The 24,044-nt window shown below is 62.6% G+C and carries 22 protein-coding genes; 16 read left to right on the top strand and 6 right to left on the bottom strand.

Annotation, left to right across the window (positions count from 1 at the left end; all coding sequences use genetic code 11):
• The first annotated feature begins 8 nt into the window (after positions 1-8).
• From AC097O_RS19055 to AC097O_RS19005, 11 genes are all read left to right on the top strand, one after another.
• The gene (locus AC097O_RS19055) at positions 9-584 is read left to right on the top strand and encodes a hypothetical protein (RefSeq protein WP_479594445.1); all 576 of its coding nucleotides are present in this window, start codon (positions 9-11) and stop codon (positions 582-584) included.
• Entirely contained in the window at positions 556-1,032 is a 477-nt protein-coding gene (locus tag AC097O_RS19050) for a hypothetical protein (protein ID WP_479594444.1), read from the top strand. Before AC097O_RS19055 ends, AC097O_RS19050 begins: the two co-directional genes overlap by 29 nt.
• A 619-nt stretch (positions 1,033-1,651) precedes the next feature.
• Entirely contained in the window at positions 1,652-1,930 is a 279-nt protein-coding gene (locus AC097O_RS19045) for a DnaJ domain-containing protein (protein WP_479594443.1), read from the top strand.
• On the top strand, positions 1,927-2,484 hold the full coding sequence (locus AC097O_RS19040) for a hypothetical protein (RefSeq protein WP_479594442.1): 558 nt from the start codon (positions 1,927-1,929) through the stop codon (positions 2,482-2,484). The genes AC097O_RS19045 and AC097O_RS19040 overlap by 4 nt, the downstream gene beginning before the upstream one ends.
• Before the next feature lie 14 nt (positions 2,485-2,498).
• Positions 2,499-3,248: a hypothetical protein gene (locus AC097O_RS19035; RefSeq protein WP_479594441.1), complete on the top strand. Its 750-nt coding sequence runs from the start codon at positions 2,499-2,501 to the stop codon at positions 3,246-3,248.
• Between the two features lie 150 nt (positions 3,249-3,398).
• A complete protein-coding gene (locus AC097O_RS19030; RefSeq protein WP_479594440.1) occupies positions 3,399-4,646 on the top strand; it encodes a hypothetical protein in 1,248 nt (415 codons plus the stop codon).
• Between the two features lie 70 nt (positions 4,647-4,716).
• A complete protein-coding gene (locus AC097O_RS19025) occupies positions 4,717-6,339 on the top strand; it encodes a diguanylate cyclase domain-containing protein (protein ID WP_479594439.1) in 1,623 nt (540 codons plus the stop codon).
• A gap of 2 nt (positions 6,340-6,341) precedes the next feature.
• Positions 6,342-7,637, top strand: a complete 1,296-nt coding sequence (locus AC097O_RS19020) for a hypothetical protein (RefSeq protein ID WP_479594438.1) — start codon at positions 6,342-6,344, stop codon at positions 7,635-7,637.
• Between the two features lie 144 nt (positions 7,638-7,781).
• The gene (locus AC097O_RS19015; protein WP_479594437.1) at positions 7,782-9,068 is read left to right on the top strand and encodes a sigma-70 family RNA polymerase sigma factor; all 1,287 of its coding nucleotides are present in this window, start codon (positions 7,782-7,784) and stop codon (positions 9,066-9,068) included.
• 82 nt (positions 9,069-9,150) lie between these two features.
• Positions 9,151-11,556: a TonB-dependent siderophore receptor gene (locus AC097O_RS19010; RefSeq protein WP_479594436.1), complete on the top strand. Its 2,406-nt coding sequence runs from the start codon at positions 9,151-9,153 to the stop codon at positions 11,554-11,556.
• Complete coding sequence (locus AC097O_RS19005) at positions 11,556-12,761, top strand: PepSY-associated TM helix domain-containing protein (RefSeq protein WP_479594435.1); 1,206 nt, start codon at positions 11,556-11,558, stop codon at positions 12,759-12,761. The genes AC097O_RS19010 and AC097O_RS19005 overlap by 1 nt, the downstream gene beginning before the upstream one ends.
• 56 nt (positions 12,762-12,817) lie before the next feature.
• On the opposite strand, the gene AC097O_RS19000 is transcribed toward AC097O_RS19005, so the two are convergent.
• The 6 genes from AC097O_RS19000 to AC097O_RS18975 all read right to left on the bottom strand — a co-directional run bounded on the left by AC097O_RS19000 (position 12,818) and on the right by AC097O_RS18975 (position 18,908).
• Positions 12,818-13,264, bottom strand: a complete 447-nt coding sequence (locus tag AC097O_RS19000) for a MarR family winged helix-turn-helix transcriptional regulator (protein WP_479594434.1) — start codon at positions 13,262-13,264, stop codon at positions 12,818-12,820.
• A gap of 3 nt (positions 13,265-13,267) precedes the next feature.
• On the bottom strand, positions 13,268-14,233 hold the full coding sequence (locus AC097O_RS18995) for a PDR/VanB family oxidoreductase (RefSeq protein ID WP_479594433.1): 966 nt from the start codon (positions 14,231-14,233) through the stop codon (positions 13,268-13,270).
• Positions 14,230-15,270 (bottom strand): aromatic ring-hydroxylating dioxygenase subunit alpha, encoded by a 1,041-nt coding sequence (locus tag AC097O_RS18990; protein WP_479594432.1) that lies wholly within the window; start codon positions 15,268-15,270, stop codon positions 14,230-14,232. Before AC097O_RS18990 ends, AC097O_RS18995 begins: the two co-directional genes overlap by 4 nt.
• 739 nt (positions 15,271-16,009) lie before the next feature.
• A complete protein-coding gene (locus tag AC097O_RS18985; protein ID WP_479594431.1) occupies positions 16,010-16,309 on the bottom strand; it encodes a Dabb family protein in 300 nt (99 codons plus the stop codon).
• Between the two features lie 185 nt (positions 16,310-16,494).
• Positions 16,495-18,036 carry a methyl-accepting chemotaxis protein gene (locus tag AC097O_RS18980; protein ID WP_479594430.1) on the bottom strand — a complete coding sequence of 514 codons (1,542 nt, stop codon included), beginning with the start codon at positions 18,034-18,036 and terminating at the stop codon, positions 16,495-16,497.
• A gap of 89 nt (positions 18,037-18,125) precedes the next feature.
• Positions 18,126-18,908, bottom strand: a complete 783-nt coding sequence (locus tag AC097O_RS18975; RefSeq protein WP_479594429.1) for an IclR family transcriptional regulator domain-containing protein — start codon at positions 18,906-18,908, stop codon at positions 18,126-18,128.
• A 137-nt stretch (positions 18,909-19,045) separates the two neighbouring features.
• Here AC097O_RS18975 and AC097O_RS18970 point away from each other — a divergent pair, with 137 nt between their 5' ends.
• The 5 genes from AC097O_RS18970 to AC097O_RS18950 are packed head-to-tail and all read left to right on the top strand — an operon-like array spanning position 19,046 to position 23,847.
• Positions 19,046-19,990 (top strand): shikimate dehydrogenase family protein, encoded by a 945-nt coding sequence (locus AC097O_RS18970; protein WP_479594428.1) that lies wholly within the window; start codon positions 19,046-19,048, stop codon positions 19,988-19,990.
• Positions 19,991-20,021: 31 nt separating this feature from the next.
• Positions 20,022-21,209 carry an ABC transporter substrate-binding protein gene (locus tag AC097O_RS18965; RefSeq protein WP_479594427.1) on the top strand — a complete coding sequence of 396 codons (1,188 nt, stop codon included), beginning with the start codon at positions 20,022-20,024 and terminating at the stop codon, positions 21,207-21,209.
• Between the two features lie 39 nt (positions 21,210-21,248).
• Positions 21,249-22,124: a branched-chain amino acid ABC transporter permease gene (locus tag AC097O_RS18960; RefSeq protein WP_479594426.1), complete on the top strand. Its 876-nt coding sequence runs from the start codon at positions 21,249-21,251 to the stop codon at positions 22,122-22,124.
• Complete coding sequence (locus AC097O_RS18955) at positions 22,121-23,092, top strand: branched-chain amino acid ABC transporter permease (protein ID WP_479594425.1); 972 nt, start codon at positions 22,121-22,123, stop codon at positions 23,090-23,092. The genes AC097O_RS18960 and AC097O_RS18955 overlap by 4 nt, the downstream gene beginning before the upstream one ends.
• The gene (locus AC097O_RS18950) at positions 23,089-23,847 is read left to right on the top strand and encodes an ABC transporter ATP-binding protein (RefSeq protein WP_479594424.1); all 759 of its coding nucleotides are present in this window, start codon (positions 23,089-23,091) and stop codon (positions 23,845-23,847) included. Before AC097O_RS18955 ends, AC097O_RS18950 begins: the two co-directional genes overlap by 4 nt.
• The last annotated feature ends 197 nt before the right edge of the window (positions 23,848-24,044 follow it).

The following is a 24,044-nucleotide window of genomic DNA, read 5'->3' as shown; positions in this document are numbered from 1 at the left end:
CGATCGATATGACAACGAAAAATTCATTCAAGAAAATTGGATCATCCACCACATCATCAACAGAAAATATAAAAAGAAAAGAATTACTAGTTCGATTGCCAACAATAATAATCGGAATTCACTCAAACGTAGGGTCCAACGCAGATTTTTCAGATGGCCACGCTTGGCTCTCCGTCTCCAGAGATGGTATTACTACAAATTATGGCCTATGGCCGGATGATCATCCCACTATCATTTCGTTGGGGCATGCCGACTCAAATCAAACCGACATAAGAATTGGCATGGAGGATGGACAAGTTCCATTAATGTCACGATACTATAAGCTCACACCAAAGCAGAATGAAATATTAAAAATAAAAATAAATGAAAACATCACGTGGCACTATACAAATACATGTGCATCCTGGGCCAGTGAAACGGCAACTTCAGTCACAGGAGAGAACATACAGGCGAATGACACCCTAGGATTTGAGACTCCTAGAAAACTATCAGAGACAATTAACAGGCTTGAGAAAATAAGAAAAACAAGTAATCAAAACCCGCAAGGAATCCCAGATGACGCGCATGCTTCGACATCATATTAGCTTTGCGGTTTTAATTTTTATCTCACTTCTAATATCCCAAGGTTGCAAAATGAATGAATACAGAAAAATTTATAATATAACAGAATTAAAACTAGATATTATTCCAGACACCGAAAACAATAAAACACATATCATATACCAACCCATCCTAGAAACACAATTTCACTCTCCTGGAGTAAAAATATCCATAAATGAGAATAAAGAACCTATCATTGAATTCATCCGAGAAAACACATCAGAAAACTCAAAAGAAAATAACTCAAAATCAGAATACTTCCATGTATGGATTAAAAAAAACACTCCACCCAAAAACCTGGCTCTAGAAGCTTCGAAATACAGCAATCCAAACTGGAAAATAATATCTATCTCGGGATTATTTAAAGACATTAAAATACATGATGCCAATGGCACCCACTCTATCAAGGAGAGATACTTACCAAACCCTTAGAATTCATGCCATAGATACTTCCGAGTATTTTTTGTGCCGCAGTGGTACGTAAGCCTTTTCCAAGTTTGTCTACAACACTAACTGTCTGCTCCATCACGCACCCCCGCCTGACATCGGGCACTAGATCAGCTAGGTCAACAAACCGCACATCAGGACAGCACACCTCAAATGGGGCATGCTTCTCCACATTAAATCGATGCAGTATTCCCCTTACTCAAGGCACGTGAAGTAACGTGGGCCTGGACGGAATAAAGGAAGAACCCAGCCAGCATGACCACACCTAGCAAGTTTTGCATCTGAAGCATTCCAAGCAGAATCTGTCTTTTGTGCCCATTGAATAAGCACAGGCAGCTCTCATTTCGATAGTAGATGTCGATCGCTGCTCAACTTCACACATGGCGACATCGACCGGCGTGAGCAGCTCCTATTTTGATAGTGAACCTGATCCACCCTAGGCATCGGTACCGATACCAAGATCGCCTCCCGTGGCCCGGCCCATCCCTGAAATCCGGCACGATGGAGCAGCCAGTTAAAATCGTAGCTTGACGACAACGCGTCGCCCGCCAAGCACAGCCCGCCAGCAGCCCGTCGGGCTGTCTTTTTTTGCGAAAACACCCCCATGCAAGACCACTACGCCGCGCTAGGCCTGTCCGCTGCCGCGACGCTGGCCGATATCAAAAAAGCCTACCGGCAGCGCGCAGCGCAGTACCACCCGGACCGCAATGCCTCGGCCGATGCCCCGCAGCTTTTCCGGGCGGTGCAAACCGCCTACGATGTGCTGAGTGACGACGAGCGCCGCAAGACCTATGACGACAACCGCCGCCGGGGCCTGCTGGACGACCCGCTGGAAACCGCCCGCGAAATCTGGCACACCTATTTGAATGAAGCTTTGAAATGAAACTCTCCCGCTACTTTGCTGACCACGCCCGCGCTTTTGACGCCGAGATGGACGACCTGGTGTCCGACTCCGAAGGCAAGAACGTGCTCGACCGCCGCCTGAAAGAAAAGCGCAGCCAGCTCGAATTTTTGCTGGTGATGATGGACGACAGCCCGGAAATGCTGGCCGCCGCCTTCCACCAAGGCTTTCGCTTCCCCAGCGCCAAGGCCATGGACCTGCTGGTGGCGCTGGAGCCCGAAGAATTCCCTGCCTGGGACCAGCTGGGCCGCACCATCACCCTCACCCCCTGGGCCCAGACACTAGCCGACCGCGTGCTGCTGGAGCCCACGGGCGAGCAGTTCATGGTGATCGCCGCCTGCCTGGAATACCTGTACACCCGCGCCGACGACCGGGGCGCACCGGTGGAAGATGACGAGGACGAAGACGACCACGACATCGACCCCGAAGAACAGGAAGCCCGCGACCCCGAAGAACAGGAAGCCCGCGACCGCGAAGATGCGGGCGCGGCCTGGATGGAAGAACAAGGCTTTGACCCCAAGCCACCCAAAGGTTGAAAGGTTAAAACGCTATGCACTACCCCGCCATCATCAAAGCCCAAAGCCTGATCCTCGCTGGCGACATCGTCGGTGCCGAGGCCGCCCTGGTCACCCTGGCCGACGAAGAGGGCGACAACGCCCTGGTGTTGGCGCTGGACCAGTTGCCGCCCAAAGACCTGCTGGCCGTGATCCGCGAGTACGACCCGTCCAAAGACTCGGTCATCAACCTGCTGGTCACGCCCGAGCAGTTCTCGCGCGCCGTGGTCATCGAAAAGCAATACAAAGACCTGACCCACGCCCACCTGCGCGGCATGATGAACTCGGTGATTTTTCGGGACGACAACGACCCCGTAGATTTTTTGCGCGCCATTGGCGAGCGCGAAGGCGGCTGCGACGCGCTGGCCGACTACCTGGCCGACCACTGGGGCCGGGTCGAGAGCTTCTTGCGCACCGGAACGTTTGAAGCCGCCGAAGACACCGGCGCGGTACTGTCCGAGTCGGACCTGGTGGCCCAGATGTACAACGAGTCCAAGGTCGACCAGGACGAGATCGCCGACCACGACTGGATGGAATTCACCTGGCTGCTGCGCGCCCACTGCCCCGACATCCTGATCGAAGTCATGGTGATCCTGCGTGCCCGCGTCAAGGCCTTTGAGGAAGAAGCCGAGGAAGAAGAAGATGGCCACCACCAGGGCGGCCACACCCCATTCCGCGAAACCCACGGCGAAGGCGAAGGCTCGCAGAAACGTGCGGTGGATCCAGACGAAGAATCGGCAATCTAACCGCCCAACCCCACCCCAGCCCTCCCCCGCAAGGGGAGGGAGCAGTACGGGGACCGGCCCCTTCTCCCTCCCCCGCCGGGGGAGGGTCGGGGTGGGGGCAAGAAGCCAAAGGCCGCCAGCCCGCCCAACAGACACCACGGACACTTCCCCATGCAAGACACCGGCATTGCCGTCTACGACCACCGCCCGTTCTTTGAAAAAGCGCTGCGCCATGGCCTGCAGCATGGCCTGATCGACGCGGCCAAGCTGGACGCCATCCGCAACGACGCGCCCAAGGGCATGGTGCAGATTGCGCGCTACTTTGGCACCGAATTCCTGCGGCCCGAGCTAGAGAAGGCACGCGAGCGCATGGTCAACCTGATCAGCCTGCACCTGGAACATGTGAGCGATGGCGACCTGCAAACCGCCGCCGCGCTGCTGCGCGACCACTCCATCCTGTCGCGCTCCAAGGCGGGCTCCGACATGCTCAAGGCGCTACTGACCCTGCCGGACAACACCCACTTCAGCATGCAGGACAGCGGCGAATTTCGCGACGAACTGATCCCGGTGTTGGCCAAGTGGGCCCTCAAACCCCTGCCCGAAATCCAACTGGAGCTGGCCAAGCGCAGCGACATCGAAACCCGCATCGAAGCCGCCATCTGGTGCGCCCACCAACTGGGCGTGGCGCGCCGCGAACTGCAGGCCGCCGATACCGACAGCGAGGCCGTCGTCCGCACCGCCCTGCTCTGCGCCGCTGCGGGCAGCAGCCTGATGCCCAACTGGGCGCAGTTTGAAACCCTGGTCAACCTGCTGCGCAAGCGGGCCGAGAGTGGCAAGGCCGTAACGCTGGCGCTGCCCAAGGGAGTACCCGCGCAGTTCCAACCCGTGCTGCAGGCCACGCTACAGAGCATGCTGGAACACGACCTGCCCAAAATCCTCGATGCCACCGTCAAGCCGCGCAAGCTGTTCATCCAGTCTCTCGCCTTCATGGGCCGCTATTTCTGGCTGGACGAAGGCGTGGACGACATCAGCGAACTCGACCGCGCCATCTCCGACCAGTGGCTCAAGGTCACCCAGCGCCACACCGACGACAGCTCGTTGATCACCCTGTTTTTGTGCATCGCTACCGGCGCGGCGCGCAAAACCACGCTCACCGAGACCGCCGCCGCCAGCATCGTGCGCAAGATCCGCAAAGGCGGCTTCCACCCGCAGCAGGCCAGCGACTTCATCCGTGAATACGCGCCGCACGAGCACCACGCCGACTACCAGACGCTGTGGCAAAACTTTGTGGAAGAGACCCAGCGCGACCTGCAAGACGAGCGCGACACCCGGCTGGTGGAAGCCATGGCCGCCCTCAAGCTGCACTGCAACATTGTCAAAGCCCCGCCCAAGTCGACAAAGGCCCCTTCAAGCACCTGAGTTTTAAGCCCCATGGGCATGGACATGTTCCTATACTGCGCACACCAGCACTGATGTAAGCGTAAGTAACATGGAGCCCACCCAGCCCCAGGAACCGGCTTCCCAGGCACCCGCTCGGCGGGGTCAGCGGCTGATTCTGATCGCGTGGCTGTTTCTGGCCCTGGTGGGGGCGACCTTGGGCTTTGCCTACTACAGCATGGGCGTGTTGTCGGCGGCGCGGGCTTTTGTGGGGGGTGAGGGCCTGTGGTCCAAGGCCGAACGCGATGCCATCTACGCCCTGTCCCGCTATGCGGAAACCCGAGACGAGCGCGACTTCCAGGCCTACACCAGCGCGCTGGACGTGATTCTGGGCGATCGCCAGGCCCGCCTGGAACTGGAGAAACCCCATCCCGACCTGGACATCGCCCGCCAGGGTCTGCAACGGGGACGCAACCATCCCGAAGACCTGGACGACATGGTCAGTCTGTTTCGCAACTTTCGCCAAGTCGCCGAGATCGACCGCGCCATCGCATTATGGGCCGCAACCGATGCCACCATCGCCCAGTTGCAGGTAGTGGGCGAGCGTCTGCACACCGCCGTACAAAGCCAGCGCCTGGACGCGCCCATGGCCCAAGACATCCAGGAAGAGCTGCACCAGATCAACCTGCGCCTGGCACCGCTGGCCGATGCTTTCTCGTACGCGCTGGGCGAAGCCTCGCGCCGGGCCAAGAGCCTGTTGCTGTGGACCATGTTTGTAGCCGCCACCCTGCTGGCGGCCGCTGCACTGGTGTTCTCCCGCCGCCTGGTGCGCGACAGCGAAAGCCTGCAGCAGGCCTTGCGCGACAGCGAGGAGCAGGTGCAAAAGATTCTGCGCACGGCCCCCTTCCCCATGACGATTACCTTGGAACACCACGGCACGGTGCTGTACGCCAACGAGCGGGCGCTGGCGCAGTTCAAAACCACCATGCGCGACCTGCAGCACGCCCAATCCTCACACTTCTACTGCCGCCCGCAGGAGCGTTCGCAATGGCTGCAGCGCTTCAACGGCAAGGACAGCATGCAGGACTGGGAGGTGGAGATGAAAGACAGCCAAGGCGGCAGCTTCTGGGCCCTGGTGTCCAGCCAGCGTATCCAGTTCCAGGGCCGCGAATGCCTGCTCAACGCACTCAACAACATCGAACTGCGCAAGCGGGCCGAAAATGCCCTGCACCACCAGGCCTACCACGACGAACTTACGGACCTGCCCAACCGGGCCATGTGCATGGACGCATTGCGGCGCATCCTGTCCCGGTGCGAACGCAAAAGCCTGTCGTTTTCCATCCTGTTCATCGACCTGGACCATTTCAAGGCCGTTAACGACAGCCTAGGCCATGCCGCAGGCGACCAACTGCTGCGCCTGGCGGCCCAGCGCATCCAGTCATGCATGCGCGGCGGCGACCTGGTGGCCCGGCTGGGCGGCGACGAATTCATCGTGGTGGTCGAAGAACCGCACCCGGCGGCAGAACTGCACGGTATCGCCGATAAAATCCGCCTCACCGTAGAACCCGAGTATCTGCTGGACGGGCACAGCGTGCACGTCACTGCCAGCATTGGCATCTGCACCTACCCCCAGGACGGCACCGACTTACAGCAGCTACTTACCCGTGCCGACAACGCCATGTACCGCGCCAAAACCGGCGGACGCAATGGCGTGCGCTTCTTCACCTCATCTTAAAAATGCCCCTCTTCTGGTCCCTGATCCGCCGCTTGCTGCGCTACCTGTTTGCCACCCTTCTGCTCTGCGTCCCCCTGGCCCTGGCCTGGGCCGCGTACCTGGCGATTGACGACGCGCCGCTGCTGTCCCCCAGCAGCACCCAGGCCATCACCCCCGCCCGCGTTGCCAACGCCAAGCGCCTGCTGGCCCGCATCGACCCGCGCAAGTCGCCGCCCGGCGCGCTGCGCACCCTGCAGCTCGGCGAGGACGACCTGAACCTGGCCGTGGCCTACCTGGCCAGCCAGCGTCCGCAAACCCGCGCCCAGGTGGTGTTGCAAGACGGCAGCGCCACCCTGCGCGCCAGCACGTTTTTGCCGCCCAATCCGTTTGGCGACTACCTCAACATCCAGGCCGTGCTGCGTGAAACGCCCGGCACGCCGCAGCTGGAAACCCTCACGCTGGGCCGCCTCACCGTGCCGCCCGCCATCGCCGACCAGTTGCTGCGCTTTGGCCTGTCGCGGCTGCAAGACAACCCCCTGGCCGTGGCCGAGGCTGCAGCCGACAGCATCCAGCACGTGGGCGTGCGCAACGGCGTGCTGAGCGTGCAGTTTGTCTGGAACGATGCCCTCCCCGCCCAGCTGCAGGCCGCCCTGGTGCCCGCCGACGTGCAGGCCCGGCTGCAGGCCTACCAGGCCCGGCTGGTCGAGATTGCCGCCCAACCCGGCCCGCGCAACCTGGCCCTGGCCGCGCTGGTGCAGCCTTTGCTGGAACTGTCGGCCCAGCGAAGCGACGATAAGAACAGCCTGGCCGACGAACACCGCGCCGCCCTGGTCGCACTGGCCTTTTATGTCAACGGCAAGGGCATGGCCGCCATCTTGCCCGCTGCCCGCGCATGGCCCCGGCCCGTGCCGCGCACCACCACCCTGGCGGGCCGCACCGACACCGCCCAGCACTTCAGCATCTCGGCCGCGCTGGCCGCCACCGCCGGCAGCCCGCTGGCCGACATGGTGGGCGTGTACAAGGAGCTGGACGATGCGCAAGGCGGCAGCGGCTTTTCGTTCAACGACCTGGCCGCCGACCGCGCAGGCACCCGCCTGGGCGAGCTGGCCATTGGCGGCACGGCCGCCCAGCTCAGCCTGCAAAAGCGCCTAGCCCAGGGTCTGAGCGATGCCGACCTGCTGCCCAAGGTCAGCGACCTGCCCGAAGACCTGCAGGCCGCCGAATTCCAGAAGCGCTTTGGCGGCGTAGACGGCCCCGGCTACAAGAAGATGGCCACCGAGATCGAGCGCCGCATTGCCGCGCTGGGGCTGTACCGCTGAGTCCCCAGATAATATTTCTAAGCTTTTTAGCGCTCTAGCGCTTATATAACCGACGCTAAATGCTATAAAATTAATAGCGTTTTCCTGAAAACTGGCACATAACTATAATGAGAATTATTCTCAATAAAATGGTTGATGCCGTCCATGTCGCCTGCTCCTACCCATGCTCTGCTGGCGGACTTCTCCGGCCACTACCGGGGCCTGCTGCGTTTCTTGACGCGGCGTACGGGCTGCCAGGAGACCGCCAAAGACCTGGCACACGACACCTGGATGCGGCTAGCCGAGCGAGAACACACTGAACTGGCCCCACAGTCCGACACCCGCGCCTACCTCTACACCGTGGCCGCCAACCTCGCCGCCAACCTACACCGCCACCATGACCGAGGCGCTGAGCGCTTTGTGGCTGGCACGGATACTTCGTTGTATGCCGAACCACCTACGGACGACGCGGCCCAGCGGCTGGCCCTACAGCAGGCTATCGGGGCCATCGAAGCCGCATTACATGCGCTGCCCGAGCGTTGCCGCAGCATTTTTTTGGCCCACCGGCTCGACGGTGTAGGCCAGCAAGCCTTGGCGCAGGAACACGGCATCTCCGTCAAAACCGTGGAACGCGACATCCTGCTGGCCATGGACAGCGTGCATGCTGCCGTACTGCGCTGGCGCGGCGACCCGCCCGCCCGTACCCCGCGCCATGGCCGCCGCCAAGCCTTGTCCGCTCTGCTGGCTGTGGTAGGTGTGGGCACGGTAACGCATACGGTTTGGCAGCAGTGGCGCAGCCGGGTGGCCCAGTTCAGGCTGGCCCTGCAAACACCCAGCGCGCGCCAATTGCAGCAAACTCTGCCCGATGGCAGCACGCTACTGCTGGATGCCGAGAGCCGCGCCGATGTGGCGTTGTATGCCGACCACCGCAGCGTGCGCTTACTGGCAGGCAGCGCCTACTTTGCCGTAGCCCGCGACACCAAGCGCCCCTTTGTGGTGGACACCTCGCTGGCCCGCATCACGGTGCTGGGGACCCGGTTCGCGGTGGAGGTGGAAGACGGCGCGGTGCAGGTGGCCGTGGAATCGGGCCACGTGCAGGTACAGCTACTGGAAGGTCCGCCGGTAGACCTGCTGGCCGGCGACCAGCTGCACATTACTACCTCTCAAGGCACCCGCCTGCAACGCGGGCAACCCACAGAGATCCGCAACGTAGCCCCCTGGAGAGGTGGTTGGCTGGACTTTCGCGGCACGCCGCTGGCCGCTGCGGTGCAGCGCATGGAGCGCTACTACCCGCACCCCATTCATGTGGACCCTGGGGTGGCGCAATTGCCCGTGTTGGGGCGATTGCGTATCGCCAGTGCAGGCGAATGGCTGCGGCTGCTGCCCAGGTCGCTGCCAGTACGGGTGACGCTGGCCACAGATGGTGCGGTGGAGATCACGCCAAAAATCTGAAAAATGCATGAGGGAATCTGGCGACCTGACTGTTCATGAGGGTGAAACCTTGTTTTAACCTTCTTTGATGGAGTTACCCCGGATGTCTCGCTCATACCTGTTCGCCCTCACCCCGCTGGCCACCACGCTCGCCATTGCGGTCCATGCACCTGCATGGTCCCAAGCGCCTTATGCGCTAGCCGCCCAGCCGCTGGACCAGGCTCTGGTACAGCTTGCACGGCAGGCCGGATTGCAACTGATCGCACAAAACGACCTGGTGCAGAGTCGCCAAGCACCCGCCGTCGCCCCAACACCGGATCTGCGCGCAGCGCTGAACAGCCTTCTACAGGGCAGCGGCCTGCAAGGCCGAGTGGACGGACGCACCCTGGTGGTGGAAAAAGTTGGGCTCGCAGCACCGCAGATCCTGCCGGAGGTAAGAGTCACCGCCAAGGCCGAGCGCGAACGGGCCAACGGCCCGGTCAAGGGCCATATCGCCCAGCGCAGCGCCACCGCCACCAAGACCGACACGCCGATCAACGAGATACCCCGCGCCATCTCGGTCATTACCCGCCAGGAGCTGGACGACCAGAAGCCCAGCAGCATCGTGCAGGCGCTGGGCTACACGGCGGGCGTTTTCTCCGCTAACAACCCGTATTCAACAGATTCGCAGCAGGTCGCGCTGCGCGGCTTCACCAGCACCACCGGCACCAGCGACTTCTTCTACCGCGACGGCATGCGCATTGCCACCATTGCCTTCACCGGGCGGCAGTCGGTCGAACCCTATGCACTGGAACGCATCGAAGTGCTGCGTGGCCCGGCCTCGGTGCTGTTCGGCCAGAACGTGCCGGGCGGCATCGTCAACCTGGTGTCCAAGCAACCTACCGATATGCCGGTGCGCCAAGTGGAAGTACAGGCGGGCAGCTTCAACCGAAAACAGGTGGCGGCTGACCTCAGCGGACCCATCGACGCCGAAGGAAAACTGGCCTACCGACTGATAGCCCTGAAGCGCGATGCCGACACCCAGACAGACTACCTGGTGGACCAGCGCGACTTTCTCTCCGGCACGCTGGCCTGGCACCCTACAGCACAAACCGACGTGACGTTGCGGGCCGAATACCAGCACAACAAAGGCGGTGGTATCAACCTGCTGCCAGCATCCGGCACCGTGCTGCCCAACCGCAACGGCCAGATTCCGGTGAACCGCGCCCAGAGCATGGATGCGGGCAAGATCTACCAGAACACCGACTTGGCTTACCAACTGGAGCACCGCGCCAACGAAGTATGGACGCTACGCCAGAGCCTGCGCTATTCAAAGACCAAGGCGGATGCCGGTGGCCAGGGCATCCTCACCACCTATGCGGCCAACCAGCGCAACGTCACCGCCACCAATTCGCTGATGGTCACCGACGGCGACCAGTGGAGCGCCGACAACCAGGCCCAGGCCCGATTCAGCACCGGCGTGGCCGAGCACACCGTGCTGGTCGGGCTGGACTACGTGCGCGGCAGCGGCCACACGGTGGTGGGCGACGGCCCCTCAGGTACCTTGGACCTGTTCGCGCCGGTCTACGTCCCGGCACCGCGCCCGGTCGCCACCGGCTATAACCAGAACGACCTGCGCCAGACCGGCCTGTACCTGCAAGAGCAACTCAAATACGACAAAAAATGGGTGCTGTCACTGGGCGGGCGGCAAGACTGGTCCGACTACCGCAGCGAACGCCAGCGCGCCGCCAATACCGTGGCCCGCATGAAAGACAGCGCCTTTACCGGACAGGTCGGCGCGGCCTACCTGTCCGAGTCCGGGCTTACGCCGTATGCCAGCTATGCCACCTCGTTCATGCCAGTCACCAGCATCGGCAGCTTTGACGGCACACCGTTCAAGCCCGAGACAGGCAAACAACTCGAAGTCGGCATGAAATACCAGCCGCAGGATGGTAACCACATGCTGGCCTTGTCAGTGTTCGACCTGCGCAAGCAAAACGCCAGCACCACCGACCCGGCGCACACCAACTACCTGATCCAAACCGGCGAAGTGCGCTCGCGCGGCTTGGAACTCGAAGGCAAAGCGGTGATTGCCCGCCACTGGACGCTGAGCGGCAGCTACACCTACACCGATGCCGATGTCACCAAGGACAACACCGATAGCGACCGCAACGGTGTTCCCGACCTGGTCGGCAAGTCCGTGCCCAACGCGCCCAAGCACCTGGCCTCGGCCTGGGCCGACTACGCGTTTGCGTCGGAAGCGCTGCGCGGACTCCGTATGGGTGGTGGCCTGCGCCACATCGGCAAGCGCTACGGCAACAACCTAAACACCTGGAGCGTGCCCGACGTGACGCTAGTCGACGTTGCGTTGCGCTACGACCTGGGCCAGGCCCACAACGCCCTGCGCGGCGCGCAGATCAGTTTGAACGTCAGTAACCTGCTCGACAAAATCTACGCGGGCTACTGCTACAACGCATGCCAGTACGGTGCTCGCCGCACCGCAATTGCCACGCTACGCTATAGCTGGTGATGCGCACGCTACTGGTGGTCGTGCACCGCTATGTCGGCCTGGTGATAGCAGGCTTTTTGCTGGTAGCCGGGCTCACCGGCAGCCTGCTGGCCTGGAACGACGAACTTGAAGCGCTGATCAGCCCGGGCCTGTTCCAGGTACAAACCGAACCCGGCGCGCAAGCACTGGACCCGCTGGTGTTGCGTGCCATGGTGGCGGCGCGTTACCCGCAAGCCCGCGTCACCTACACCAAGCTACGGCAGGTGCCGGGTCACACGGCCAAGTTCCTGCTGTTCACGCGTACAGGCAGCGGCACGCCACTGCCCAACGACCAGGTCTTCGTGCACCCCGTCACCGGCGAAATCCTGGGCGAACGCCGCTGGGGTGACCTGTCGCAGGGCAGCAAGAACCTAATGCCCTTCATCTACCGCCTGCACCATTCGCTCGCGCTCGGCACGGTAGGCAGCTATATGTTTGGCATCGTGGCCCTTTTGTGGACGCTGGACTGTTTTGTCGGGGCCTACCTCACGTTTCCGGTACGCGCTAAAACCACCAAACCCTGGTTCCGCCGCTGGTGGCCGGCCTGGAAAATTCGCTGGGGCAGCGGCAACTACAAACTCAACGTCGACCTGCACCGAAGCGGCGGCCTATGGCCCTGGGCGATGCTTTTTATACTGGCCTGGAGCAGCGTCGCCTTCAACCTCACCGAAGTCTACAAGCCCACCATGTCTGCGCTGGTGGACTACCAGCCCAACTACCGCAGCCTGCCGCTGTTGCCGCACCCGCAACCTGAGCCCGGCATCGATTGGGCCGAAAGCCGCAGCATGGGTCGCAGCCTGATGGCGCAGGCAGCGCACCAGCACGGCTTCAGCATTCTGGAAGAGGAAGCCCTGGTCTACGACCCGCGCAAAGCAATGTACCGCTACGACGTGCTCAGCAGCCTGGACCCGCGCGACCACGGCGGCGCCACCAGCCTCTATTTCGATGCCAACACCGGCGCACAACGCCACCTCTGGCGACCCACCGGTGCCGCCGCGGGCGATACCATCCGCATCTGGCTTGCCGCGCTGCACATGGCGGCGGCATGGGGCTGGCCGTTCAAGGCGTTTATTTGCTTGCTGGGCCTGGCAGTGGCCGTACTGTCTTGCACCGGCGTAGTGATCTGGTGGAAGAAGCGGCACAGTCGGATGTGCTCAAGGCGGCAGAAAAAATTACTCGTCATTTAGGCAGTCTGCGCCGATTCAATAAGCACGAGCAGCTACGCTTTTTAGAGCAAATTCTTTCAAAGCCCCTGCCGCTTACGCGAGTCGGGTTCCACAAATTTGCGCAGCAGGCGCAGCAGCTCGGCCTGCTCCAGCGGCTCCAGCCCGCCCAGCAAGGTGGTCTGCATCTGCGCCATGCCGTCTACCAACGAGGTCAGCAGCGCCACGCCCTCAGGGGTGAGCGACAGACTGCGCTGGCCGCGCGCCAGCACCGCACGGGTAATCCAGCCCTTGGCCTCCAGCCGCACGGCGATGTCGGCGGTGGTGGAAGTGTCCAGCGCCACGGCCAGCGCCAGGGTGCTCTGGTCGATACCGGGCTGGTCTTGCAGCGTGCGCATCAGCGCGTATTGCACGGGGGTGACCTCGCGACCCAAGTGCGTGTGGAAGCTGGCCACCGCGATCTGGTGGGCGCGGCGGATCAGGTGGCCGGGTTGGTCTTGCAGGGCGATCAGGGAGGACAAGGGCATGCGTTACAGATCCAGCACTAAAAGCGCCGATTTTGACCGAGAGCAGCACGGGGTGAACTGGTCGTTGGCGGCCTGCTCTTCCGGCGTGAGGTACATGTCCTTGTGGTCGGGCTCGCCCTCCAGCACGCGGGTCAGGCAGGTGCCGCACACGCCTTGCTCGCACGACAGCGGAATCTCCACCCCCGCCAGGGCCAGCGCCTTGGCCACAGTCTGGTCGGCGGCGATGCGCACCACCCGGCCCGAGCTGGCCAGCTTGACCTCAAAGCTGGCGTCATCTGCCGAAGGTGCCACGTTGGCCGAGAAGAACTCGTAGTGCAGCTGGTCTTCGGGCCAGCCGCTGGAGCGCGCCGTCTGCAGCACCGCGTCCATGAAGCCCTTGGGCCCGCACACATACAGGTGCACCCCCGGCTGCGGTTCGGCCAGCAGGTCGGGCAAGGACAGCTTTTGTGCGCTGGCACCATCGTCGAAGTGGAAGTGCACATCGGATGCAAAGCCGGAGCTGCGGATGCGCTCGTAAAAGGCGGTGCGTTCCTGGGCGCGACTGCAGTAGTGCATCTGGAACGGCGCGGCGCTGGCGGCCAGGCGCTCGGCCATGCACAGAATCGGCGTGATACCGATGCCGCCCGCCAGCAGCAGGCTGCGGCTGGCACCGTGCGCCAAGGGGAAGTGGTTTTTCGGCGCGCTGATTTGCAGCACATCGCCCTCTTGCACCGTGTCGTGCATGGCCTGTGAGCCGCCACGCGATGCCGGGTCGCGCAGCACGCCAACCAGGTAGCGATGGGTTTCGCTGGCATCGTTGCACAACGAATACTGGCGCGTGATCCCGCCGGGCAGGTGCACGTCCACGTGCGATCCGGCCGAAAAGCCCGGCAGCGCCGTGCCGTCGGTGGACACCAGCTCGTAGCTGCAGATGTCCAGCGCTTCCTGCGTTTTGCGCGCCACGCGCACGCTGATGGTGGCCGTGCTCATGCTGCCACCTGCGGTGCTTCGGCGGCCAGCAGGCGGTCGATCACCTTGCGGGCCTGCACGCCGCCGGAGTCGATGTTGAGCATCAGCAGCTTGCGCTGCGGGTGGGCCAGCAGGTTGCGCTGCTGCTTCTCCAGCATCTCCAGGTCTTCGCTGAAGATCTTGCCCTGGCCTTCGCGGATGCTGGCGGTGAGCTCGGTGTCGGTGGGCTTGAAGTGGCGCGCCATGCCCCAGAAGTACCAGATCGAGGTTTCGGTCTCGGGCGTAATGAAGTCCACCACGATGGACGATGCCTTGTGCGCGTCGGGCGCCTCGTAGCCACCGTGGCCCGCGTGGGCCACGCCCACCTCGATCATCACGTGGCTGGGCGGGGTGAAGCGGCAGATCTGCCAGCGGTCCACCGGCACGTCGTCGGCCAGGCCGTTGCCGCGCAATGCCATGCGCCAGAACGGCGGCGCGCTGATGTTTTCCATATGGCGGCTGGTGATCACCTCGTCGCCGTTCACCACGGTTTTGGTGGGGGTTTCGTCGATCTCTTTTTGGCCGATGCTGCTGGCGTGCACATAGGTTTCGTGCGACAGGTCCATCAGGTTGTCGACCATCAGGCGGTAGTCGCAGTTAATGTGGAACAGGCCACCGCCGTAGGCCCAGGCAGGGTTGTCGGCCCACTCCAGGTGGTGCAGTTTGGACGCGTCCGCCAGGGCCGCATCGCCGGGCCAGACCCAGATGAAGCCGTAGCGCTCGATGGCCGGGTAGCTGCGGATGGCCGGAAAGCCGCGCACCCGCTGGCCGGGCATGGCCACGGTTTTGCCGTCGCAGCCCATCTCCAGCCCGTGGTAGCCGCAGGTGAGTTTGCCGTTTTCCACCTTGCCCAGCGACAGGGGCGCGCCGCGGTGCGGGCAAAAGTCTTCCAGCGCGGTGGCCTGGCCTTCGGGGCCGCGGTACAGCACCAGAGATTCGCCGCAAATCTTGCGGCCCAGGGGTTTGTCGGCGATTTCGTCAGGGGTGCAGGCGACGTACCAGGCGTTTTTCGGGAACATGTGGGGCTCCTTGTCTTTTTCGTGGGGCTGCGGTGCGGGGGAACTGGTCGTTTGCAGCAGGTTGACGATCAGTATTCTGAATGTAGGTTCAGTGTACGGATCGTTGAATCAATTGAGGATCCGCATTTACCCTAGGCTTGGGGGTGTTGCTGCGTAAAGAGGGGCGTGGTTTGCCGGAGGGGGATGGGGGGCTGTTTCAGATTTTCAGGGGGATTTTCAGGTACCCAAAGTGCCCTCTGCGCTGATGGAATGGGCACGGGAAGCTCCTATTTTTGACTATCAAAAGAGAAGTAACCTGTGCGGACTGCATGGGTGGTAGCCAATGGGGGTCGGATCATCCACGCGCGCCGAAAAGTGGATACCAACCCTCCCGCCCAGTCGCGTGCGTGCTCCGACCCCTATTGGCGGGTTGGCGTTTACGTTTTCTGGGTGCCTGCTGGCATCCCCGGCCGGGATGTGCGCCCGGCGGCGCAGTCACTTGTTCTTTTGCGCAAAAGAAAAGTCACCAAAAGAAAGGCGCCCCAACTGTCTGCGCCCTCCGCTGGCGCTACGGGAACCTGCGGTGCTTCGCTTTGGTCGGGGTCTGGCTAAACTCGCTGGCGCTCAAACAGACGCCAGCCCTTTTCCGCCCAAAGCTGTGCTCCTCGGCGCATACAGATGGGGACCCCGGGGGAGCGGGATCGGCCCGGCTTTGCCGGGCATCGCGCCTAGCGCGCGAGGTGGCGCGGGCCTGTTTTGCTCAAGCCGGGCTCAGCGGCACGTAGTCGATTTCCAGGAAATCCGCCACTTCGGGCTTCCAGCGGGTCTCTACGAAGCGGACGTGTTCTGGGTGGACGTTGTAGGCCGTGTAGCCCTCTTGCGACTCGAATTCCATCGAGAAGCCAAAGTCAAAACTGTTCTTCGGGCTGACCTGGCGTAGGCGTTCGAAGTTTCGGACGCTGGGAATGGTGGCCAGCACCTGCGCGGCCTGCAGGAAGGACGACTCCGCCTCGGAGGCCGCTGGGTGCTTGAGTGTGAAGACGACGGTGTGGCGGATCATGGGGGTTCTCCTGGGGGCTTTATGGCGACGCTGAATAAGTCTCCGCGAGGCGGCGCGCCCTGGATCGGGATGGGATGCTAGGCGCAAACCGCAGACATAGCTTGGGCTATGGCGAGGATTTGCAACGCCGCAGACCGCCCGAGGCCAGGGATGCGCAGACCGCGAGGGACTTGTTCAGCGTTGCCTTATACCTTGAAGCTGTCCACCGCCTCCTGGAGCAGCTCCACCTGGCTGGCCATGGACGTGGCGGCGGCGGCGGTTTCTTCGACCAGGGAGGCGTTTTGCTGGGTCATGGACTCCAGTTGCACCACAGCCTGGTTCACATGCTCGATGCCCGCGCTTTGCTCGGCCGAGGCCTGCGTCATCTCGGCCAGTACCTCGGTGACCCGGTGCACGGCCTGCACGATTTCCTGCATGGTGCGGCCCGCCTGGTCGACGCGCTGGCTGCCGCTTTCCACCTGCTGCACCGAGTGGCCGATCAGCCCCTTGATCTCTTTGGCGGCATCGGCGCTGCGTTGCGCCAGGGTCCGCACCTCGCTGGCCACTACCGCAAAGCCCCGGCCCTGCTCGCCCGCTCGGGCGGCCTCCACGGCGGCATTCAGGGCCAGGATGTTGGTCTGGAAGGCAATGCCTTCAATGACCTCGATGATGTCCACGATCTTTTTCGAGCTGGTGCTGATGTCCAGCATGGTGTCCACCACCTCACCCACCGCCGTGCCGCCGCGCTGGGCGATATGGGCGGCGTCCTGGGCCAGGCCGTGGACCGCCTTTTCGCGCTGGAGGTTCTGGCGCACGGTGGCCGTCAGTTGCTCCATGCTGGCGGCGGTTTCTTCCAGCGACGATGCCTGGGTTTCGGTGCGCTGCGACAGGTCGGCATTGCCGCTGGCAATTTGCCGCGAAGCCACGGAGATCGACTCGGTGCTGTCCTTGATGCGGATCACCAGTTGGGTGAGGGTGTCCTCCATCGAACCCATGGAGCCCAAAAGGCGCCCAAACTCGCCACCGCGCACGGTTTCAAAATCCTGGCTCAAATCGCCCGCCGCCACGGTGTCGGCGATCAGCAAGGCCTCATTCAAGGGCTCCACGATGCTGCGGGCAATCAGGACCGTGGCCACAACACCCAGCAGCAGGGCCACCGCGCCCAGCACCCACAGCAGGGTGCGGGTGGCGGCAATACGCGCATCCAGCAGCGCGGCATCCTCGGCAATTTGCCGCTTTTGCAGCTCCACCATGGCCACCACCTGGTCTTGCAGGGCATCCAGGGCGGGCAGGGTCTGGGCCAGCAGCACGGCCGAGGCCTCGGCCCGGTCTTCGCTGCGCAGCAACTGGTCCACCTTGCCAAACGATGCCACGTAGGCGGTGCGGGTTTGCTGGATTTTGTCGAGCAGCGCCCGGCCCTCGGGCGAGGTTTCCAGGGTGTTCAGCGTCTGCAGCGCATCGGCGATGGCCTTTTTATTGGCATCGATGAAGGCGTAGGTCTGCTGGGCTTTGGCGGGGTCGGTGAGGAAAAACAGCTCCATGGTCCGGCGCGCGTTGGCCTTGGTGGTGGCGTTGATGGTGGCCGCGGCAGAGTTCTTTACCAGGCCCTCGTCCACGATGCGGTGGTTGATGTTGCCCAGTTCGCCCAGGCGCAGGGCAGCCACCCCCATCACCACGACCAGCAACGCCAAAATCAATCCAAAACCCACGCTCAGCCGGGTCACTATTTTCGTATTCTTGAACCACACGGTGGTGTCCTCAAAGGTGCTGCGGAGGCGGCAGTGTAACAATTAGCAACAAACACCCCTGCCCACGCCAACCAGCAGAGTCGGTCCGGTCAAATCAAATTCCGCATCGCCTGCGCCGTCTCCCGCAGCACCGGCAGCACGCGGGCCACCGCATCGGCGGTGGGTTCATGGCCCATGGGCATGGTGACGCTGAGGGCGGCGACGGCATCGCCATTGCGGTCGCGCAGGGGCACGGCGATGCCGCGGTAGTTCAGCTCCAGCTGCTGCTCGGACAGGGCCCAGTCCTGTGCGCGGATGTGGACCAGGGCGGTGCGCAACTGCTCGGGCTGGGTAATGGTGTGCGGGGTGTAGGTCTGCAGGCTGCGCTGGGCCAGCCACTGCTCGCGCTGCTCGGGCGTGCGCTGGGCCAGCATCATCAAGCCCGCCGCCGTGACCTGGGCCTGCACCCGCCCGCCCAGCACGTAGCCGGTGTTCATGCTGCGGCTGGGGCCGTTGCGGGCGATGTAGACGATGTCGTCGCCGTCGAGCACGCTCAAATACGCCACCTCCATGGTGCCCGCCGTCACGCGCTGCAAAAACGGCTGCACGATGCGCGGCAGCCGGGCCGAATCCAGGTAGCTCTGGCCCAGGCGCAGCACGCGCGGGGTCAGCCAGAACAGCTTGCCGTCGGTGCCCAAAAAGCCCAGGTGCGCCAGCGTCAGCAGGTAGCGGCGCGCGGCGGTGCGGGTCAGGCCGCCGCGCTGGGCCGCCTGGGTGGCGTTCATGCGCGGATGGGCTTCGCTGAAAGACTCCAGCAGGGCCAGGCCTTTTTCCAGCCCGGCGATCCAGTCGCGGCGGTCCAGATCGCCTTGTGCAGGGGGGGAATCAATCATAGGAAAACCCTTGTTCCGCTCGATTATCGCGCAACATCGTCCACTAATCGCGCAGACTTGCAAGCAGTTGCATCCTGCAGGGCGCGCATACCTCTACATTCGCAATCAAATTCAGACGGCCTTACCGACCTGCCCACATGCCCACCGCCTCCACCACCATGCCCTCCACCACCCCTGCTAGCGCTCCCGTGCACGCCATCGACGGCCACACCCGCGTGTACTTCATCGTCGGCCACCCGATCGAGCAGGTGCAAGCCCCCACCAGCTTCAACCGCATTTTTGCGCTGCTGGGTATCAACGCGGTGCTGGTGCCGGTGCAGGTCGCCCCGGCCGATCTGCAGACCTTTGTGAAAACCGCTTTTGCCGCCCCCAATGTGCACGGCCTGTGGGTGACCATTCCGCACAAAACCGCCATGCTGGACGCGCTGGATGCCATGTCCGACATCGCCCGCATGGCCGGAGCCGTCAACGGCGTGCGGCGCAGGGCCGACGGCACGCTGGAAGGCGGCCTGTTCGACGGCGAAGGCTTTGTGGCCAGCCTGGGCTACTTCGGCATTGCCTATGCCGCCAAGCGGGTGTTGATTCTGGGCGCGGGCGGTGCGGCGGCGGCGATTGGCGCGTCGCTGGCTCTGGCAGGCGCCCAGGCTCCGGCCGAGATTGCCTTTTTCGACCCCAGCACCCAGCGCGCTACCGAGGTGGCCGCCCGCATCACCGCAGGCTCGCCCGTCAAGGCCTTTGCCGCCCCCAGCAACGACCCCGCCGGATTCGATGTGGTCATCAACGCCTCGCCTCTGGGTTTGAAGGCCAGCGACCCCCTGCCCTGCGACGTGGCGCGCCTGGACGCGGGCGCAGCGCTGGTGGATATCTTGATGAAGAACCAGCCTACGCCCATGGTGCGCGCCGCCCGCGCCCGTGGCCTGCAGGCCGAGCCGGGTTTTGAGATGCTGATCCAGCAAGCCCATTGCTACCTGGATTTTTTTGGCTTCACCGACGCGGCCCAACAGATTCGCAAAGATGCCGACTTCCTGCGCGAAGGCATCTACCCCGCCGAGCTGCTCGGCGAAATCCGCAAGCCTTCCTGACCCCTCACCACCAACCACCCGGAGACACGCCATGACCCAACGAATTACTCTCAAATTTATAGCTGCCTGCGCCATTGCAGCAAGCGCTAGCGGCACATTTGCCCAACAAACCATCAAGATCGCCAACATCGTTGAGCTGTCCGGTGGCGGGGCCACGGCGGGCACCAACTTCAAGAACGGCGTGGAGCTTGCGGTCAAGGAGATCAATGCCGAGGGCGGCGTGCTGGGCAAGAAGTTCGAGACCAGCACCAACGACACCCAGAGCAACCCCGGCGTGGCCAAGGGCCTGACGCAAAAGGCGGTGGACAACGAGGTGTTTGCCATCTTCGGCCCGGTGTTTTCGGGCTCCATCATGGTCAGCATGGCCGAGAGCCGCCGCGCCGAGATTCCCAACTTCACCGGTGGCGAGGCCGCCAGCATCACCAAGGCGGGCAACCCCTACATCTTCCGCACCAGCTTCACGCAAGAAACCGCCATGCCCAAGGTGGCGCGCTACATCAATGAAGTGACCAAGGCCAAAACCCTGGCCATCATTTTTGTGAACAACGACTTCGGCAAGGGCGGGCTGGACTCCATCAAGAAGGCCCTGGCCAACACCGACACCAAGATCGTCGCCGAGATCTCCACCGACAGCGGCCAGGTCGATTTCTCCGCACCTGTGCTCAAAGCCAAGCAGGCCAACCCCGACGCGGTGTTTGTCTACTCCAACGAAGAAGAATCCGCCCGTGCCCTGCGCGAACTGCGCAAGCAAGGCTGGGCCAAGCCCATCATTGGCGAAACCACGCTCACCGGCCAGAAAGTCATTGATCTGGCAGGCGACGCGGCCAACGGTGCCATCGCCCACGTGGGCCTGACGGTGGACGCGCCCATCCCGGCCATCCGCGCCTTCCGCGCCAAGTTTGAGAAAGCCTACGGCTACGTGTCGGACCACAACGGCATGAAGGGCTACAGCGGCGTGTACGCGCTGAAGGCCGCCATCGAGAAAGTCGGCAAACCCGACCGCAAGGCCGTGGCCGCCGCCCTGCACGGCCTGAAAGTCAGCACCGACAAATACCCCGGCGTGCTGATGAACGTCGAATTCGACAAAAACGGCGACCTGGACCGCGAAAGCTTCATGGTGGAAGTGAAGAACGGCAAGCAGGAAGTGATCGCCATGGTGCCGCCGCTGAATGTGGCGAATGTGAACGTGAAGATGCCTGCTGCTCCGGCGAAGAAGTAAACCCGCTGCGCCCCGCCTAGCCACACACCAGGAGCCCCCGTGACCGACTTTCTCCAACTCTTCTTCAGTGGCCTGGCCACCGGGGGCATTTACGCCCTCGCCGCCTTGGGCTTCACGCTTCTGTGGCAGGCGGCGGGCACTATCAACTTTGCCCAGGGCGAGTTCGTGATGCTGCCCGCGTTCATGATGCTGGCCTTCATGCACATGGGTGCGCCGTTTCTGGTGAGCTTTTTGCTGAGCTGCGTGCTGGCCACCCTGGTGCTGGGCTGGGCTTTCAAGCGCGGTGTGGTGGACCCGTTGTTCAAGTTCGGCATGATGCCCATCGTGGTGGCCACCATCGGCCTGTCGATCTTCATGCGCAATGGCATGCGGGCCGGGTACAGCGCCGAAGCCCACCCTTTCCCCAGCCTGTTTGCCGACAAGCTGTTCAACATCGCCGGGGTCACCATCACCCTGGCCGACGTGGGCACGCTGGTGCTGGCGCTGCTGCTGGTGTTTGCCACCCAGGCCTTTCTGCAAAAAACCATCACCGGCCGCGCCATGCAGGCGGTGGCGCAAAACACCGAGAGCGCCAGCGTGCTGGGCATCAACGTGCCGCGCATGATTTTCTACACCTTTGCCATCAACGCGGTGCTGGCCTGCGCAGCGGCAGTGCTGGTCACGCCCACGTATCTCGCCAAGTTCGACATGGGTGAAAGCCTGGGCACCAAGGCCTTCTTCGCGGCCATCATCGGCGGCTTCAACAACTCGCGCGGCGCGCTGCTGGGCGGGCTGATCGTGGGCGTGTGCGAGAACCTGGCCGCGGCCTACATCTCGCCCGCCTACAAGGACGCGGTGGCGCTGGTGATCTTCATGGTGGTGATTCTGTTCAAGCCGCAAGGTCTGCTGGGCAAGAAAGAAGAGAGAAAAGTATGAAAAAGAGCACTCTCATTTCCATAGCTGCTGCCGCCCTGTTCTTGTGCGTGACACCCCAATTTCTTAAAAATTACGGGGTCTACCTGCTGACCACGTGGCTGATCTTCGTGGTGGCCACCATGGGGCTGAACCTGACCGTAGGCTACGCCGGGCAGAAGTCGCTGGGCCACGCCGCCTTCTTTGGTATCGGGGCCTACACCATGGCGCTGCTGCTCAAAGCCGGCTTTGGCTGGTGGCTGGGCATTCCAGCGGCTGCGGCGCTGTGCTTTGGCGTGGGCCTGGTGCTGGGTTTCCCGGCGCTGCGGGTGCAAACCATCTACCTGGCGTTTGCCACCTTGGGCTTCAACACCGCGGTATGGCTGGTGATGCGCAACGAAGAGTGGCTGACCGGCGGCACCTTCGGCATCAACGACATTGCCCGCCCGGCCTTTGCCGACAGCAACCGCGCCTACTACTACCTGGTACTGGCCATCGCCGTGGTGCTGGCGCTACTGCTATGGGGCCTGCTGCGCTCACCCTGGGGCAAGGCGTTTACCGCGCTGCGCGACAACCCGATCCGGGCGGAGAGCTTAGGCATCAACATCCGCAGCTACACCCTGCTGTCGTTCGCCATCGGCGCGGCCTATGCCGGGGTGGCGGGTGCCTTGTTTGCGTCGCTGGTGCAGTTCATCGAGCCCGCACCGTTTGCCGTGGGTGCGTCCATCATGATGTACCTGATGGTGGTGGTGGGCGGGCCGGGCTACTTTCTGGGCCCGGTGGTGGGCGCGGCAGTGGGCGTGGTGGTGCCCGAGTGGCTGCGCGACGTGCCGGGCGTGTCCGACTGGTATTTGCCGATGTTCGGTGCCGCCGTGGTGTTGCTGATGGTGTGGCTGCCCGACGGGCTGCTAAGCCTGCCAGACCGCATGAAGGCGAAGAAGCAATCTAAAGAAGCCAGCGCCGCCCGCGCTGCCGCAGGAGCCAAGCCATGAACCAGTCCCTTTTGAAAGTTACCGATCTGAAGAAGGCCTACGGTGCGATCCAGGCCGTGGGCGGTGTGAGCTTCGAGGTCCAGCCGGGTGAAATCTTCGGCGTGATCGGCCCCAACGGCTCGGGCAAGACCACGCTGTTCAACAGCATGCTGGGCCAGATCACCCCCGACACCGGCAAGATCGAGCTCAACGGTGAAGACGTGACCCAGTGCGGCCCGCTGGAGCTGAACCGCCGCGGCATTGGCCGCACCTTCCAGACCCTGCAGGTCTTTGGCAAGATGACCGTGCGCGACAACCTGATCGTCGCCGCCCAGGAGCACCAGGGCAGCATGTTCAGCCGCATGTTCGCGCCCAGCGACTCGGGCCTGGGGCACAAAGCCGATGCACTGATCAAGCGCTTTCGCATCGAGCACGTGGCCGACAAGAAGGCCGGTGAACTCAGCTACGGCCAGCAAAAGTTGGTGGACATCGCCATGGCCTTCATGAGCGAGCCCGATCTGGTGCTGCTGGACGAACCCTGCGCGGGGGTGAATCCCAGCCTGGTGGGCGGCATCTCCACCCTGCTGAAAGACCTGAACCGCAACCCGGCTTCGGGCAAGAAAAGCAGCTTTGTCGTGATCGAGCACAACATGGACTTCGTGATGGACCTGTGCCATCGGATCATGGTGATGGTGGAGGGCAAGGTGATGGCCATTGGTACACCGGCGGAGATTCGGGGGAATAAGCAGGTGCTTGATGCCTATCTGGGGGCCTAAGGATGCTGGACTTTTTGTTGATGCAACTGACATCCCCGGCCGGGATGTGCGCCCGGCGGCGCAGTAACTTTCTTTTGTGTCCCTCCATGTCAGGATAGATGTCGCCTCAACATTTAATGGCAAAGATGGGCGGCAAAAGACAAAGCATGAAACACAAGAGATACACGGCAGAGCAAAAGAAGTGGGCGGTGGAGAAG

Source organism: Rhodoferax sp. LS1P39 (assembly GCF_056521425.1).
Note: the sequence above shows the minus strand (reverse complement) of the source record. Positions and strands in the feature narration are given on the sequence as shown.